The sequence below is a fragment of the Alteromonas oceanisediminis genome, assembly GCF_018474025.1.
Taxonomy (GTDB): domain Bacteria; phylum Pseudomonadota; class Gammaproteobacteria; order Enterobacterales; family Alteromonadaceae; genus Alteromonas_E; species Alteromonas_E oceanisediminis.
In genome coordinates, this window is sequence record NZ_JAHCTA010000003.1 from 407,613 (window position 1) to 424,448 (window position 16,836).

A 16,836-nucleotide genomic window follows, 5' to 3' on the forward strand; every position below is an offset into this window, starting at 1 on the left:
CAGAGAATAGCAGGACTCTGCGCGGAACAACAGTCAGGTTATTTCGTTAAGTGTGCTTTCAGAAACGTGTCCATTCGCTGAAAAAACGTATGTCGGTTTCGTTGAATAGAGAGGTAATGGTCACCATTAGGCAGTTCGATATATTCGACATTTTTATCCAAATCCTCAAGCTCTTCGGCAAACATCCGGCTCTGCCTTACACTCACCACGCGGTCTTCTTCACCGTGCACCAGCAGCAATGGCATAGACACTTTTTCAGCCTGCTCATACGGTGAACGTTCACGCAGGTCGTCACTGTCATCACCGATTTGATTGCGTACGAATTTCTTATTCAGAAAACGACGCGATGTCGACAACAATTGATTTAAACTGCTGACACCGGCAAAACTGACTCCGCAGGCAAACAAGTCTGGCGTTTTCACCGCCGCCATCAGGGTGGCATACCCGCCATAACTTGCCCCCACAATACACATCTTCCCCGCTTCGGCCACACCCTGCTTAACCAGCCAATGCGCTGCATCCGTGAGGTCATCTTGCATTGCTAGCCCCCAGCTTTGCATCTGACTTTGTGCAAACTCATACCCATATCCGCTAGACCCCCTAAAATTGGGACGGAAAACCGCATAGCCTCGGTTAACGAAGAACGACGTCCAATAGTCGAAACCATCATAGTCTCTCGCCCCCGGACCGCCATGCGGATGCAGTATGGTGGGAAAAGGGCCTTGGCCATTCGGCAAGGTTAAATAGCCTTCAATGTCGATACCGTCACGCGCCTGATAGCTCACAAGCTTATGCTCGATGTTGCTGGTTTTCAGATCGGGATATTGTTCAAACAGCTTGCCTAAGGTCTGCTTCTCTCGATTGCCGAGGTAGTATGTACCCGGTGTAAAATCGTTCTCTGTATAAAGAATATAGGCATTCTCCGTCTGGTTAAAACTGACGAAGTAGTTGTCAGTGTCCGGGAATAGCTTCTCAACGCTATTGTGCAGTGCTTCATAGCGCGGCTCCCAATACACTCGGCCGAGTTTCGAATGGCTATGACTGACACCAATCACGTCGCGCGTTACTGGCGAATACAATAGACGCCCGTTTACGTCGTAATCAGTGTCACTGAACATCTCAGTCTTGTTATCATCGCGCAGATCCCAGGTAAACAGTGCGAGCTTGTCATCTTTATAGGCGCGGTAATACAACAGGTTGGGATCAAGTCCAAATCCCACTGGCCGAATACCGGCATCTTCAAAGCTGTTATAGCGGAAAAGCTCATCCCAGTCTGCCTCTGGCGTGCGGCGAACCAGAATCGTTTTTTCACCGTCGCTATAGTCTGTCGCGATGCCAACACGCAGGTGATGTTGCTGATCGGTCAGCCAATCGCGCACTTCGCGCTTACCTTTCTCAACGCGTTTAGTGCGAGTGGAGTAAATATTCAGCTTGTACACACTGGGTAAAAATTGCCTATCAAGATCAATCGCTACCATAATATGCTCGGGGTCATCGGGGAGCCAATCAATCACGTTGTCCTGAAACTGCGAGATGTGGTGACCGGTGTTGACCGACGTTGTGCGCCGAGGCTTAATCAGTAATCTCGGCGTGGCTTCTAAGTCGTCATACTCCATGGCGAACAAACGCGTGGAGTAATATTTGGTTGTGCGATGACGTGATTCATAGCGGGCACTGATAATCAACGTTTCATCGTTTGCCCAGCGGTACCAATTAATTTTGATCGATTCGTTGTCAGACTGAAGAAGATAAAAGCGTTCACCGCTGTTCAAATCGACAGCAGATAACACACTCAATGGGTTTTCACCGTCAATATTTTGGATAAAAGCCACCCGTTCACCGCTCGGCGACAGCGACGGACGCTCAAACTGCGGTAACTGGCTAAAACTGCTGACTGGCAAGGGGTCGGCAATAGCTGGTAAACTTACCAATACGAGAACAATCAATCGAAAGAGTTGAACGCCGAAGCGCTGCGAGTGTCCATTCATAAAGCAGTCCTTTTAAACACGATTAGATGCAGCGGAACATTATATGCAAATGCATTTTGAACACAACCTTGGTCCCCATCGTAGCAAGTAGCAACAGGTGTTGAGCGAGAGTCCCGTGAATACCTGTATCAAACCACCCAGAGAGTACCATTTATCAAACACTTTGTTATGAAGAATGCCCGTTGAACATGCCGTTATCTATCCGACTCACTGCTTCCAGCATGACTGCGCGACTGTTGACCGGCTTGCTGGCCAGCGCGCTTTTCCTTGGCATTCTGGCTGACGCTCAGGCTGCGCCTAATTTTAAAGTCACCGGTGTGAAGGATGCCGCAGTCATGAACAATATCAGACTGCACCTACAAAATGTGAACGTGGATACTTCTGTTACGCCAGACAGGCTTTGGAAGCAGCCGGTACAAGATGCAGTTCAGTCCGCGATTAAACCATTCGGGTATTACGAAGCCGAAATGACTGTCATCGACGATGACAGCGCAGTCAGTGTGAATATTTTTCTGGGTGAGCCACTGATTATTACAAACCTGACGCTAGAAGTGGTCGGCGAAGGTCGCACGGACGAATGGTTTTCAAAGCGATTTAAAGCCTTCCCATTGCGCAAAGGCGATCGCTTGCTTCAACAAAAATACGACACCTTTAAATCCGAAATGATCGCGACGGCTATATCGCGTGGATATTTTGATTTCACATGGCAAGCGGCGCGACTGGATATCGTGAGAGAACAGCATGAAGCGAACGTGCTTTTGGTGGCGCGTTCCGGCCCTCGTTACAAATTTGGCAATATTATTGTCAAAGGTGACGAGCTCGCGACTGACATTGTAAACCGAGTGAACACACTAACTTACGGTGACTACTACCGAGCCGATGCAGTGAGTGAATTTAATCGCATACTCAGTCAAACCGGTTATTTCTCTCGTGCGATAGCACGCCCTGTGGTGAAAGAAGCTCAAGATAACATCGTGCCAATTGAAGTGACACTGACGCAAAAGCCTCGCGACTTATTTGACGTAGGCGTTGGTTTTTCCAGTGATATTGGGCCCAGACTCGATTTCAAATGGCAGCGCCCTTGGGTAAATAGCGAAGGTCACAGTATTATTACTGAGGCCTTTATCTCCGCACCGGAGCAAACACTGACCAGTAGTTATAAGGTGCCAATGGCCGATGTGAATGATGACTACGCGATATATCAGGTGGGTTATGAAAAAGTTGATGACAATGACACACGGAGTCAGAAATTCAGCGTATCGGCGCAGCGCTATTTACGTCCAAAGGGGTCTGAATGGCAGCATAGCGTTTTCATCCGCTACTTAAATGAAACCTTTGCTCAAGCCTCTGAAGCGAAGCAAACCACCCAGTTAGTTCTGCCCGGTTATTCCATCAGCGGCTTGCGCTCCAGCGGTGGACTCGATCCAGAATCGGGGCGACGAATCATTGTAACGCTCGAAGGAGGCAGCCAGTCGTTAGCGTCCGACATTGACATTGTACGCGTAGTGGCAAAAGCAAAATGGATTGAGTCACTGGGCGATCATCGCTTCATCTTTCGTACCGACTTAGGGGCTATTGATACCAACGATTTTTCGCGAGTGCCGTCCTCGCTGCGTTTCTTCGCCGGTGGCGACCAAAGCATTCGTGGTTTTGGCTACGAAACAATTTCACCACTTGATGAAAACGACGAGCTTACCGGCGCCCAGTATTTAACGGTTGCCAGTGCAGAGTATGCATTTCCCATCGCCGAGAACTGGCGATTGGCGACCTTTGTTGATGCCGGAACGGCAACCAATGATTTTGACGAAGGCATCTCATGGGGAACAGGTATAGGCGCACATTACCTGTCGTTCATCGGCCCTGTTCGTTTCTATCTTGCATATGGTCAAAATGATTTTGAAACTAACGTGAGATTACATGTTTCGTTGGGGCCTGCGTTATGATTTGGCTCAAACGCTTAGGCATTAGCATACTCATTGTCCTGATACTGTTAGTGGCACTTGTGTTTGTTTCTGCCAGCCGCCTCGGCACGCCCAGCATCATTCAGTTTGCCGCAGGGTATGTAGAAGGTCTTCGCATTGGCGAGGTCAATGGTGGTTTAACCTCAACCATTACGTTTTCAGATATTCAATTTCAGTCCGACGCGGCCGAAGTAAACGTGAAGCAGGCCGCCGTTAATATTCGTCTTAACTGCTTATTGCAAGTGTCAGTGTGTGTTGAGTCCCTGCAGCTCGACGGCACATCAGTGGTGTTAAAACCGACTGAATCGCAGACCGAAGAAGTTGACCCCACAAATAAACTGATCACATTGCCGTTGCTGGTGGCCGTCGACTCTTTCCTTGCCAACCAGACGCAGGTCACACTAGCCTCTGGTGAAAAAATTGAGGTAGGTCGATTACACACAGAAATACGTTTGTATCAGCAGTGGCGGCTGCTTAACCCGAACATATCGTCATTGGCCATCACGGTGCCCGCCAGCGATCAAGAGCCAGTGCCTACAGTACCCTATTGGCAGCGCAGTGCCGATATTGTTTTACCGGATGTGTTTATTCCACTCAATGCCGTAGTGAAAAATCTCGAAATAGCCGGTATTTCACTGAATAGTGGCGAGCAACGTCATCAAATAGAGCAACTCCTTCTGGATGCCTCTGCGCGCGGCACCGACGTACAAATCAACCGCCTGAACGTCGGCCACGCACAAGGTAGCGCAAGTTTGCAAGGCAATGTCAGTTTGTCGGGCGCTTATCCACTTTCAATGGAGTTAACTGTTCAAATGGCGGCTCAGGATATGCCACCCGTACAGTTGCAAAGTGCAATAAACGGCAGTGTGGCTGATCTGTCTCTCTCACTGATAGCAGAACAACCGGTTCGGGCGAACGTGACCGCAAAACTCAAACCGCTTGCAGCGACACTTCCTGTGTCAGCCAACGTGACGTGGGAGGCCTTTAACCATCAATCGCTGGGGCTTTCTACCGCCGATTTCAGTGTCACTGAGGGACAGTTAGGCATTGACGGGAACACATCAGACTATCGCGTTAAGGTTGATACTCAGGTGAGTTTACCGCGATTGCCCACGCCAGTGCGCCTTGATATAGATGCCGATGTGAATACGCAGCGAGCGCGGGTAAGAAATGCTACATTGATCGCGCTGGGCGGCGAAATTCAATCATCAGGGTCGGTGCGATTTAACGATGGAGTCAGCGCAAACTTATCATCAGCTATCCGTGATTTGGATGCCAGCTTATTCAGTGAGCAACTGCCGAGTCAGATCACCGGGCGACTGCGTTACGAAGCACAGTTAACTGACGGTCAACTGAACCTGAACGTACCAGAAATCAATATTAGCGCCTCTCAGATGGGTTACCCATTAACCATTGCGGGCAGCGCGGCTTACGCGGGCAACGCCGGTGTTGCTGTGAGTAACGTGCGCGTGTCACATGTTGACAACACGATACAGGGGTTTGCCCGTCTGCTGATTGACCGGCGCGTCGACGCTGATCTGATCATCGCTGTCAATGCTCTAGAGCAATCCATACCCGGCTTTTTTGGACAGGCGCGCGGCAATATTTTGCTATCCGGCTCCCCCACTACGCCAGATATTGAGGTAAAAATAGACGCCACCGATGTTGCTAACGAGGATGAGTTTGGTGATCAGCAGATGCTGGCTCAGCGTCTCGATATAGAAATGACCGGAAGTAGCACCGACCATGAACTCACTGTAGCGCTAGTTAGGCCTGATGTGAACGCCAATGTGCGTGCTCAACTTAAGTACGATGCACCGCAGTGGCAAGTTCAATTACAGGAAACGACCGTTGAACACGCGGCGGTGCGCTTGCAACTGAGCGATGCCGAACCGATTATTGTCAACCCTGAAGCGCAAAGTGCTATTATCAATCCGCTATGCTTTACTATCAACGAAGACGGCAAAGCGTGTGTAAAGTCATCCCGTTATGAGCCGCAGGGCGCCGAATTTGGCTTGTCTTTGTCAGCGCTGCCGCTGGCCGATTTGCTCGCCTTGTCAGCCGCCGAGCTGCCCCTGTCAAGCGCAGATGCCACATTGGGTTTAGAGGTAGAAGGAACTTATTCACCTGAACAAGGTTTGATCGCGAACGTGCAAGGCAAGCTTAGTGCAGCTGAGTGGGTCGTTGGCGACGACAAAAAGAATTTGCGCATAAAGATCGACCCGGCTGATTTTGTCCTGAATGCAAATCAACAATTGCTTGATGCAGAGATTGCCCTGAACAGTCAGGCGCTAGGACGAATAGAAGCGCGAGCAACCTTCGATACCACACCGAATAAACAGACCGTGGATGCCACGCTGCTCGCAGAATCAGTCAAACTAGCACCACTTGCCTTTTTAAGTCCTGAACTGCATCGCCTTGAAGGTGTTTTCGATGCTTCTGTCACCATTACGGGTGACCCGGCATTACCTCAAATCAACGGGTCGCTGAACTTACGAGACGGTGTTATTGATGCAGAGCGCGCTCCAGCCGTGATTACTGACTGGCAAACTGCGATGACGTTTGACCGTTACAAAGCTAATCTCTCCAGTGATTTTAAACTCGGCAGTGGCTCAGGTGCTCTCAGCGGCGAAATTCGCTGGAAAGACGACATTGCGTTAAACGCAGTGCTCAGTGGCGACAAGCTGCAAGTTAGCCATCAGGATATTGCACTTACGCTATCTCCAAACCTTGAAATTGATTTTGAAGAAAGGGCGCTCGCGGTCAACGGTGAAATCATTATTCCCGAAGCTAACATACTGATTGAGAAATTACCGCCAAATGCGGTGTCTCCTTCGTCAGATGTGCATCTTCGTGGAGAACCAGAACCGACGTCAGTGATTGATCTCGCTGATGTGAATATTGATGTCGTCATCGATCCTAAGCGAGCGTCAAAGGTTAAAATCGATGCGTTTGGTTTACGCGCTAACCTAGCGGGAAATGTGGCTGTCCGCACCCAGCCAACGACTCAAGGGTTCGGCGAATTGCAGATATTGAATGGCGAATATCGTGCTTACGGCCAGGAGCTTCAGGTACGCACAGGTGAACTCCAGTTTAATGGCCCCATTAGCCAACCGCTTCTGTATGTTGAAGCAATACGAAACCCAAAACTCACGGAAAATGGGGTGATTGCGGGCGTGCGCTTGGAAGGGCTTGCCACTCAACCTAGTTTGGAGTTGTTTTCTGAACCGGCTCTCGATCAGGCCGATAATCTGGCTTACTTACTCTTTGGCCGCGGCCGTGTAGGTGGTGGCGAGAAAGACAATAATCAATTTGCCGGGCTGCTAGTGGGTTTTGGTGTGTCAAACAGTGAAACAATCACCGGTAGCATGGGAGAAGCGCTGGGTATCAACGACCTTAGTTTGCGGGCGCAGGGAAGCGGTTCTGACACGACCGTGAGTGTGAGCGGCACTATCGCGCCAGATTTGACTCTGGAGTACGGCGTTGGCGTGTTTAATTCTGTTTCAGAAGTCAAGCTTCGCTACCAACTGATGCCGCAACTCTATCTGGAAGCCATCAGTGGGCTGAGCGAAGCGTTGATTATTTACTATCAATTTTCTGTGGGTGACGTCAATCAACCCTCAAAGGCCACCGAAAAAGGGGAATGATCCTAAATCACCCGCGTTATCCCTCGGCGGCTAAGTCTTTGAGGTGGCCATTGCTCAAGCTGTAAATCCAACTATGAATTTTTAATGGTTGGTTTCGTTGTAGTGCGTCCCTCACAATATTGGTGCTCTTAACATTCGCCGCCTGCGCCAACACATTTAATTCACACAATCTGTCTGAGCGCTCAGTGTCAGATAATGCTGAGAGATGATCAGAATTACGATCGTAAATGTCTCTGATATGTGCAAGCCAGTTGTCGATGAGACCAAGCTGCGCATCGCCCATCGCGGCTTCAACGCCCCCACAACCGTAGTGACCACACACAATGATATGTTTTACTTTGAGTACATCTACTGCGTACTGCAACACGGAGAGGCAGTTGAAATCAGTGTGTACAACCATATTGGCGACATTGCGATGAACAAAAATTTCTCCCGGCAGCAAATCAACGATTTGATTCGCCGGAACACGACTGTCTGAGCAACCAATCCAAAGATAAACAGGGCGTTGCTGACGAGACAACATATCAAAAAAGGTTGGATTGGCTTCGTGAGTGCGTGCCGCCCACGCTTTGTTGTTGTCTAGTAGACGCTTAATTTCCGGCACTGTCGTACTCCTTTAGAGATTGTTCAAGCGGCACCAATGCGCGTTCGAATTTGCGTTGTCGATGCTGCGCCCAGAACCAGAAGGGGATAAAGACCAACAGCGACACGGCATTCATTAACACAAATTTATTGCGCCATTCTTCTATGGGCATGTCGTCAGCGGCCCATAAAATTAACCACACAATATTCAGGCTACACCAGCTCACCCAAGTACTGTGCTTCGTGATACAGGCAATTTTGATGTTACTTCTCGTTTGTTCCGTTAATGATAAAAGGAATTCGCGCGTGGTTCTGCGCTGCGCAAATAAGGCAAATCGACGTAAGTACACAATATAGAGTGCAAAGACGAGAGAAAGCACAACAAAAGTGAGCATGACAGTAAAAAATATTTCCGACATACGTTCACGCGAGAACCAAAGCACCGCAAGTCCGATAAGAACGCCGAAGACATCGCCACAGGCATAAGACACCTGACGCCAGCGCATCCGGTTAAATTTTTTGTGTAGCTTATCAGTATCAATGTTGGGGACGCTCTGCTGCTGCCATAGAGCAATTAAATCCGATTCTTGAGGCTTTTTACTCATTGATTTCCGTCTCCATTAGGCGTTGCAGTTGCTGCTTCGCTCGCGTCAATACAACACCCACATTTGATGTTGTCATACCGCATGTTTCGGCGATTTCTTTATAGCTCAGCCCTTCTAATGACAACCCTACGACCTGACGCGAAGCAATAGGCAATGCCCGAACAGCCGCGACGAGTCGTGCAGCACTGCGTTGATTGGCGATAACAGACTCCATTGAATGACGACTGATATCGTCACCTTGCGCCTTTTCCACCATGTCATCTATATCGTCAAATTTGGGATGGCGCATCTGCACCGACACGTGCGTAACCGCGCGATTGTGTGCAATACGTAATATATAAGTTTTAATGCTGCTGTTACCTTCGAAACGTTTCAGCCCTTGCCAGACCGCCAGACATATCTCCTGTAACAGCTCCTGTTGTAAGGCCGGTACGGCTTCATACGAGGCTGCTACCCGAGCCAATAAGCCCGCATATTGCTCAAACACTTGGTTAAATGACAATGTCATAGGCTTTTGTACTTAGTCTGTCGAAGGATAAAAAAGTTACATTAAAAAAGTCTGTAATAAAAATCACAGCGCAGCGTCTATAGAGTTATTCGTGAGGGCAATTACGCTACACGTCAAAGGTCGACCCCGCAAGCGGCTCGGCAAAATGAACGTTAAAATCGCTATTCCAAGGAGAATATCAATGACTGCTGTTACTGTTTTTATGATTATTTCAGGCGTGCTTTCAATCTGTTTGATAACACACTTCCTCGACCACAAGTTTAATTTACGTTTGAACGACTGGATGAATGGCAGTTGTGCCAGCCCGTTTGATAAAAAGGCGTCAACGACCGAGCACGCTCAAGCACAGACAATCACAGAATTAAGAGAGCGCGTTGCGACGCTGGAAAAGATAGTGACCGAACCAGCCTACGAGCTAAATCGCAAAATAAATCAATTGTAGCCTGCAAAATATGCGTCGTTTGTTAGGGGTCTAAAAAACGAACCGTTGACTGACGTTCTCGATTGACCTGTAATTGAGTCACATCAGGACGCGAATAATGGCCGACGGGATCAAAGTTCTGACGCTCTTCTAACACCCGAAGATGGTCGATATCAGCCACAAAAACGCCTTCGTTGCCTATTTGTGGCTCGATCACCCAGCCGCCGTCAGGTGCAGCAATACATGACGCGCCTGATGCCAGGAATTCTGGAGCATTGTGTAGTATTTCAGCCAATTCAGGCGTGTCGTCTGGGAAATCGGCAGGCCGCATTAACCCCGACACCGACATGACGTAGCTGCGACCTTCTTTGGCGATGAAGCGGGTGATATCCTGAGTGTTATGCTCACCACCCGGCCAGATAGCCACATGCAGGTCCTCACCTTGCCCATACAAAGCTGCTCGCGCCAATGGCATCCAGTTTTCCCAGCAATTTAAAGCGCCTAGCGTGAAAGGTTGCAAAGGGAATGTTCGAAGGCCATGACCATCACCGGGTGACCAGGTTAGACGTTCTTCATAGGTCGGCATCAATTTTCGATGCACATTGGCAATGTGCCCTTGTTTAGAAATATACACCAAAGAGCAATACAGACTGTGCCCGCCTCTATCTCCGGCACGCTCAGCGGTACCTAAAACGACGGCAATGTGGCGTTGCGCTGCCAAGCGGCACAATTCATCCAGATGACCTGACTCAATGCTCACAGCTTGTTGAAGGTAGCGAGCATGGATCGCTTTTTGTTTCGCCGAATTAAATATAGCCCCACCGGTGCGCTCTAACCAAAAAGGGTAGCCCGGCAGCAGAGATTCGCCGAACGTGACCAGTGAAGCGCCTTTATCCGCTGCTTCAGCCACGGCAGTCTTAATTTTTTCTAACGTACCCTCCCGGTCAAGCCAAACCGGCGCTATCTGAGCGAGTGCCACAGTGAGAGTTGTATCAGTCATAATTATTCCCTAGGCCCGATGCTGTGCGTTTTTAATTCATGATAAGTCAATAACTTACACGGGTACGCTTAATTAATCGACGATTTTGTGAAAGGCTTAACCGATTAAGTTGGTCAATCATTAGACATATTATTGGTTGGGAGCTGTCATGCACCTTAAAGGTTTCGACTCGCATCGCTTACTGGAACAAATCAGTGATGCCACTGTTGTGTTCGACGCGTTAGGCCAACAGCGATACGCAAATCCCGCGTTTAGTCGTCTTGAGCCTCAGTTTCAACAGTTTCTGCTGGCGGCTGCAAAAACACACGCTGGCCATGTAGATATGGAGAGCAATTTCCACGATCATCAACAGGTGACTCCTGTTGCACTTGACGACGGCTTTGCGTTTGTCATTTCATCGCAACAGCCACAGCATCACGTGATTGCTGAACAAACACTACAATCGTTGCTGACCGCCATGGAGCGCGACGCGAACGTTTACATGGCTGCTGCAAAAGCTATCCAGCAGCGCTTAGGCTGGCGTTGGGTAGCGATTACGCGATTCAGCCAACCGACGTCGCTAGAGATTTTAGCCTTCACGGATCACCAATCGGCGTTAGAGCCGTTTGAATATGACGTCGCTGGTACGCCGTGCGAAATGGTTGTCGATAGCCAACGCTTTACCGTTTTTTCTGAACTGCAGCGTATTTTTCCAAATTATCAAGCGCTTAAAGACATGGGCGCACAAGCCTACGCTGGGTTGGTTTATCGAGACGCAATGGGCAACCCCTTGGGCCACATTATGGCAATGCATGACTCAACGGATACTGATTATGGTATTGCCGAACAGGTGATTAGCATTGCGACTATTGTGATTGCTCCACAATTCAAGTTGCGTAGCGCAGAATCTCAACTACAGACTGCCGAAGCGCTATCGCGCACCGATGCCTTAACTCAAATTGGTAATCGTCTCGCGTTTGATGACACCATTAAGGGCTTGCGCAACAGTGGCAAGTTACGAAGTAATGCAACCATTGCTGTAGTTGACCTGGATCACCTTAAGCCACTGAATGATCGACTGGGCCACGCCGCCGGCGATCGTTTTATTCAGCTTATTGCAAATGAACTATCGGCGCTTGGCAGAGAAAGTGACTTGGCATTCAGGTTGGGCGGTGATGAGTTCGCCGTGATATTCCATCATTATGATCATCAATTTGTTGAACGGATAAACGCTGCATTTGAACAAGCGATTGTGCGCATCCAGCACAGCTTAAACTTTCATGTCAGCGCATCCATCGGCTTTGCTGCTCTACAAGAGGTAGAATATGACATTCCAGCTTGGATCGCATTAGCAGATCAACGTATGTATGCGGCTAAGAAAAGCCATGCACTCGCCACACCGATTCCCCAAACTTTATCTGCGGGGATGCGCTCATGAGCAATTACGCCTGTGTGAATTATGAACATGCTTCAGACGAACTTCGCGCAATTTATGATGAAGTCCGCGATACGATGGGTGATCGCGAACTTCCTAACTGGCTGACTTACATGGGCGAAATGCCGCATATGGTTCGAAGTACATGGTCGCTCCTCAAGTCGATTTTAGTTGAGGGGCATTTATCCCCGCTGCTGCAAGACTTGATTATGTATACAGTTGCCTATCATCGAACCGTTCCCTACTGCATGGCATTGCATGCGTCGAATCTGATCAGAATGACGGAGTCTTTGTCTTTTCAAGATTTAGAAGATATAGCCTTGGGCGACAGCCGTGGATTTATTCCGCCACGCTATGAAACGGCAACGCGAATCGCGGCAACCCTGGCAAAAAGCGATTGCGCGCTGTCAGAAAAAGATTTTACTGCATTGATGAACGCCGGTTTCGACCGCACCCAAGCGCTCGAAATTACCATGTTGGTATCTGTTTCGTTGTTTTTCAACACCTATACCTTTGCGGCGAATTTACCGGTTGACCCAGAGATACAGCGGCTGGTTAAAAAATCACAGGGCCACCGCATCACTCATAAGAGCTAGCGGATTGCAGGCAACTCGAAATAGGCAACGAGGCCACCTGCAGGGTGGTTGGTAATCGATATAGCCCCCCCGTGCATATCAATAATTCGTTTGCTAATGGCTAACCCAAGCCCCGAACCGGCGCTACCGTTTGCCGCGCCTCGCGCTTTATCACCCCGTACAAAAGGCGCAAACAGAGACTCTATTTCGTCTTCATCTATACCGGTGCCAAAATCCCGAACAGTGCAACAAATGACTTTACGGCGTGCATCAATTGCAGTGCTAATCTCAATATTCGGACTGCCATATTTGAAGGCATTCTCAATTAAATTGTCGAGCACCCGTTTAATGGCTATCTTGCGGATTAACGTTTCAGGTAGTGGTGCCAAGTGCAACTGAATATGGTGGTTTTCTTCCACGTGCCTGACTTGTACCAATTCTTTGATTAATAAGTTGAGATCAATCGGCTCTCTTCGCTCGTTGGTGTCTTGCCGGGCGTAATCAATGAACTGATCGATAATGGCGTTCATATCTTCAATATCATGCACGATACCGTCCTTCACCCACTCCTGCTCATCGGGCAGCATTTCTGTAGCCAATCGTATGCGAGTAAGCGGTGTACGTAAATCGTGAGAAATACCGGCTGTCATCAGGTTGCGATCAGCCTCGAGTTGCTTGATACCTTTTGACATCCGGTTGAATGCTTGCGTCACTGCCATCATCTCACTCGTCCCATCTTCCCGGAGTGGTGCAGGAAATATTCCCCGGCTCACATCCATAGCGGCAAGTTCCAGCGACTGTAATGGTCTGTTTAAGCGGCGCACAAACAGCCAGCCGCCCAATACGCTGAGCACGCCGATTACGATGAGGTAAAACGTCAGCGGAGAAAAATCAGCTTCAGATAAACCACGCATGGGAAGCGCTATCCACGTATCAGGCGCAGTCGATGAGTTTATCCATACAGTGTATGCATTCGCAGACAGACTTTGCACATCACGCGGGTCGGTAGTGCGCAGTCCCAAACGCACATCTGTCGATGCATTCAAACGCTTTGACACAGCGTTTGAAATAAACGCGTAAAACGTTGCATCGTTCAACCCATTTTCGATAGCCTGCTGAGGTGAAAAAAATTGGATACCGGTGAGTTGAGCGAATTCGTTGCGCTCACTTGCACTGCGTTGGTGAATATTTTCGTTGAGCAACACGCGAGCCTGATCAGCAATCAGTTCGTTGATCTGCTGATAACTGGGGCGGATGAAATAATGCGTGACCAGCAGATAAGACACCATTTGGTTGATCAGCAAAACAATGCCTATCAGCAGCACCGTTTGCCCAAACGCACTTTTAGGAAATAGTCGCATTTATCAGCGCTTAGCCATCCCCGGGAACACTGCCATCAGGCACAAAAACATAACCCAGCCCCCACACCGTTTGTATGTAACGAGGGTTTGCAGGGTCGACTTCAAGCATACGGCGTAGTCGCGAAACTTGCACATCAATACTGCGCTCCAAGGCACTGTAATCTCTGCCTCTAGCCAGATTCATCAGTTTGTCGCGTGATAATGGCTCTCGCGGATGAGTCACCAACGACTTTAGCACCGCAAACTCACCACTGGTCAGGCTAATGGGCTTGCCATTGTCGGTCATTTCCCGCGTTGCAAGATTCAGTGCATAATGACCAAACTCTACCACCTGTTCCGACTGCGAAGGGGCACCGGGCGCTTCAATGACTTTGCGACGCAACACGGCTTTCGCTCGTGCGAGTAGCTCTCTTGGATTGAACGGTTTAGGCAGGTAATCATCTGCGCCCATTTCCAGGCCAATGATTCGGTCAACTTCATCGCCTTTGGCTGTCAGCATGATGATGGGAATATCGTTGTCTTTCTGCCGTAGGCGCCGACAAATAGACAGGCCGTCTTCACCGGGTAACATCAAGTCGAGCACGATCAAGTGGAAATTCTCCCGCTCCAATAACCGATCCATTTGCTCCGCATTCGCGGCGGCCCGTACTTGATACCCTTGCTCTACCAAATAGCGCTCAAGCAACGAACGCAAGCGCATATCGTCATCCACCACCAATATTTTCGATGTTTCCTGACCCATAACTAAACTCATCTATTGCGATGTTTTCACTATAAATCAAAGGTATCAATAGCGACAGCACTGCCGCTCGGCAATCTCGATTTTGAATGTTACAAAGCGTTACAGCGCAACCTCACGTTTTTTGTCTGAGTCAGGTTCTGTTTACTCTTGCAACCAGTCGACCTGAAAACCTGCGCGGCGTTTTTTATCCAGAAGCTCTTCAATCAGTGGGGTCAAAATTAACTCCATGGCTAGGCCCATCTTTCCACCGGGCACAACCAATGTATTGATACGCGACATAAAAGCGCCATCAATCATCTGTAGCAAATACGGGAAGTTAACGTTTTTCATTTCACGACGGAACCTCACCACCACAAAACTTTCATCCTGGCTCGGGATCTCGCGCGCGCTAAATGGGTTTGAGGTATCTACCGTGGGTACCCGTTGGAAATTGACATGCGTGCGAGAAAATTGCGGCGTAATGTAATGGAAGTAGTCATCCAGACTGCGCACGATGCTGCTCATCACCGCCTCGCGCGAATGCCCTCGGTCAGTGGTATCGCGCACAATCTTTTGTATCCACTCCAGATTTACGATTGGCACCATTCCCACTAACAGATCAACGTGTTTTGCCACGTCTGCGTCGTCGGTAGCAACGCCGCCGTGTAACCCTTCGTAAAACAACAAATCCGTATTTTCTGGTAGCGCCTGCCACGGCGTGAAAGTGCCGGGCATCTGATTGAAAGGTACCGCCTCGTCAAACGTGTGCAAATATTGCCTGAACTGGCCTTGTCCGGTTTCCCCATAATCTTTAAACAAGGATTCAAGCAAAACAAAATCGTTTGCCTTGGGGCCAAAGTAACTAATATGACGCCCCTGTTCCTGCGCTTTGCGGATCTCAACTTCCATTTCAGGGCGCGTAAACCGGTGGAAACTGTCGCCGCCGACAACCGCGGCATTGATGTCGAGATTGCGAAATATATGACGGATTGCATTGGTGGTTGTTGTGGTGCCTGCACCAGAAGAACCGGTAATTGCAATGATGGGGTGTTTTACCGACATAGCGCTCGAGGGTAGCAAAATGGGACACTAGTTATATGCAAGCGAACGGCGATGGTCAAGCTATTTGGTGCTTAAACTCAACTTACTGACTGGTCGAGTCATCGCCTTTTGCCGTCATTCCTGCCAATCCATTCGGTTTCAGCACCTCCTCTCGATAGAAACTAATAAAACTGGGTTTGCCTCGTTCCTCACTCCACCATGTTGTCATCGCGCGTTGATATTCCGGTTGAGCCACCAACCGATGCAAAGCTGCGTTAACCCGTTCAATCACTTGCTGTCCCCATGGGGTGTCTGGACAAGCAACATGCCCAATGGCGTATTCGGGAATGCCAGCGATAGGCAGCGCGACTAACTGCTCAGATGGCGAGTGCAACAGGTTGAACAGATTGAGTTCAAAAGGATACGCAACACTTGCATCCACTCTACGTTTAATAATCAGTTCAAAAAGTTTGTCGTTACGCTCCACGGTCATCAGTAACACACTGCGTACAGGAACTTTCGCCAGCACACTGTCTAGTTTCCCATACGAACGTCCATTGATAAGGGCTAAGCTGATGTCATGCTGAAGTAACGCATCTACAGAGACAGGCGGCTTCAATTGATACTCTTGTTGTGCCGCCTCGGTCAGAATCAGGCGATTGGCTGGCGTAAAGAATGCGGGGTGGGAGAACACAGCGTAAGTTTCGCGTTCGGCGGTTTTAAATAGCGCGGGATGACACGCTTGTTTGCCCAACCGAATGTCATACATTGCACGCGCCTGCGTGGTCAACGGTTGGAGATGCTCATATTCCGGTAATTCTGCGATAATCATGGCCAAGAGCGCATCAATAAAACCTTGACCTTTTAGCTCCCCCGTTTTCATGTAAAGAGGCGGAACATGAAAGGTTTGCCAGCGGATAGTGTTACCCTGACTCAATACGTTAGACGAGTAGCCCAGTGCTACAGTGATGATAACCGCTGTAAAGATGCGCACAATAATCCTTATCGATAC

Annotated in this window: 14 protein-coding genes; 5 read left to right on the forward strand and 9 right to left on the reverse strand. The window is 49.1% G+C overall.

Annotated elements, in window-relative coordinates; genetic code table 11:
* Nucleotides 1–38: 38 nt before the first annotated feature.
* A complete protein-coding gene (locus KIU71_RS07290) occupies nucleotides 39–1,988 on the reverse strand; it encodes an alpha/beta hydrolase family protein (protein ID WP_214130528.1) in 1,950 nt (649 codons plus the stop codon).
* A gap of 188 nt (nucleotides 1,989–2,176) precedes the next feature.
* On the opposite strand from KIU71_RS07290, the gene KIU71_RS07295 reads away from it, so the two are divergent.
* Complete coding sequence (locus tag KIU71_RS07295) at nucleotides 2,177–3,931, forward strand: autotransporter assembly complex protein TamA (RefSeq protein ID WP_214130529.1); 1,755 nt, start codon at nucleotides 2,177–2,179, stop codon at nucleotides 3,929–3,931.
* On the forward strand, nucleotides 3,928–7,596 hold the full coding sequence (locus KIU71_RS07300) for a translocation/assembly module TamB domain-containing protein (protein ID WP_214130530.1): 3,669 nt from the start codon (nucleotides 3,928–3,930) through the stop codon (nucleotides 7,594–7,596). Before KIU71_RS07295 ends, KIU71_RS07300 begins: the two co-directional genes overlap by 4 nt.
* 16 nt (nucleotides 7,597–7,612) lie before the next feature.
* Here the strand turns inward: KIU71_RS07300 and can are convergent, their stop codons facing one another.
* The 3 genes from can to KIU71_RS07315 are packed head-to-tail and all read right to left on the reverse strand — an operon-like array spanning nucleotide 7,613 to nucleotide 9,291.
* Complete coding sequence (gene can / locus KIU71_RS07305) at nucleotides 7,613–8,200, reverse strand: carbonate dehydratase (protein ID WP_214130531.1); 588 nt, start codon at nucleotides 8,198–8,200, stop codon at nucleotides 7,613–7,615.
* Nucleotides 8,187–8,783: a hypothetical protein gene (locus tag KIU71_RS07310; protein WP_214130532.1), complete on the reverse strand. Its 597-nt coding sequence runs from the start codon at nucleotides 8,781–8,783 to the stop codon at nucleotides 8,187–8,189. Before KIU71_RS07310 ends, can begins: the two co-directional genes overlap by 14 nt.
* A complete protein-coding gene (locus tag KIU71_RS07315; protein WP_214130533.1) occupies nucleotides 8,776–9,291 on the reverse strand; it encodes an RNA polymerase sigma factor in 516 nt (171 codons plus the stop codon). The genes KIU71_RS07310 and KIU71_RS07315 overlap by 8 nt, the downstream gene beginning before the upstream one ends.
* Nucleotides 9,292–9,472: 181 nt before the next feature.
* On the opposite strand from KIU71_RS07315, the gene KIU71_RS07320 reads away from it, so the two are divergent.
* Nucleotides 9,473–9,733: a hypothetical protein gene (locus tag KIU71_RS07320; RefSeq protein ID WP_214130534.1), complete on the forward strand. Its 261-nt coding sequence runs from the start codon at nucleotides 9,473–9,475 to the stop codon at nucleotides 9,731–9,733.
* Between the two features lie 22 nt (nucleotides 9,734–9,755).
* On the opposite strand, the gene KIU71_RS07325 is transcribed toward KIU71_RS07320, so the two are convergent.
* Entirely contained in the window at nucleotides 9,756–10,712 is a 957-nt protein-coding gene (locus KIU71_RS07325; RefSeq protein WP_214130535.1) for a carbon-nitrogen hydrolase family protein, read from the reverse strand.
* 148 nt (nucleotides 10,713–10,860) lie between these two features.
* On the opposite strand from KIU71_RS07325, the gene KIU71_RS07330 reads away from it, so the two are divergent.
* Together KIU71_RS07330 and KIU71_RS07335 are read left to right on the forward strand one after the other, a co-directional pair.
* Entirely contained in the window at nucleotides 10,861–12,129 is a 1,269-nt protein-coding gene (locus KIU71_RS07330; RefSeq protein WP_214130536.1) for a GGDEF domain-containing protein, read from the forward strand.
* The gene (locus KIU71_RS07335; protein ID WP_214130537.1) at nucleotides 12,126–12,722 is read left to right on the forward strand and encodes a carboxymuconolactone decarboxylase family protein; all 597 of its coding nucleotides are present in this window, start codon (nucleotides 12,126–12,128) and stop codon (nucleotides 12,720–12,722) included. The genes KIU71_RS07330 and KIU71_RS07335 overlap by 4 nt, the downstream gene beginning before the upstream one ends.
* Here KIU71_RS07335 and envZ read toward each other — a convergent pair.
* The 4 genes from envZ to KIU71_RS07355 all read right to left on the reverse strand — a co-directional run bounded on the left by envZ (nucleotide 12,719) and on the right by KIU71_RS07355 (nucleotide 16,818).
* Nucleotides 12,719–14,062, reverse strand: coding sequence for a two-component system sensor histidine kinase EnvZ (envZ, locus tag KIU71_RS07340; protein WP_214130538.1), 1,344 nt, complete (start codon nucleotides 14,060–14,062; stop codon nucleotides 12,719–12,721). The two genes, KIU71_RS07335 and envZ, sit on opposite strands and share 4 nt — an antisense overlap.
* A gap of 10 nt (nucleotides 14,063–14,072) precedes the next feature.
* A complete protein-coding gene (gene ompR / locus KIU71_RS07345) occupies nucleotides 14,073–14,804 on the reverse strand; it encodes an osmolarity response regulator transcription factor OmpR (RefSeq protein ID WP_250207326.1) in 732 nt (243 codons plus the stop codon).
* A gap of 141 nt (nucleotides 14,805–14,945) precedes the next feature.
* A complete protein-coding gene (locus KIU71_RS07350; RefSeq protein WP_214130540.1) occupies nucleotides 14,946–15,845 on the reverse strand; it encodes a phosphoribulokinase in 900 nt (299 codons plus the stop codon).
* An 82-nt stretch (nucleotides 15,846–15,927) separates the two neighbouring features.
* Nucleotides 15,928–16,818 (reverse strand): TIGR02285 family protein, encoded by an 891-nt coding sequence (locus KIU71_RS07355; RefSeq protein ID WP_214130541.1) that lies wholly within the window; start codon nucleotides 16,816–16,818, stop codon nucleotides 15,928–15,930.
* Nucleotides 16,819–16,836: the final 18 nt, after the last annotated feature.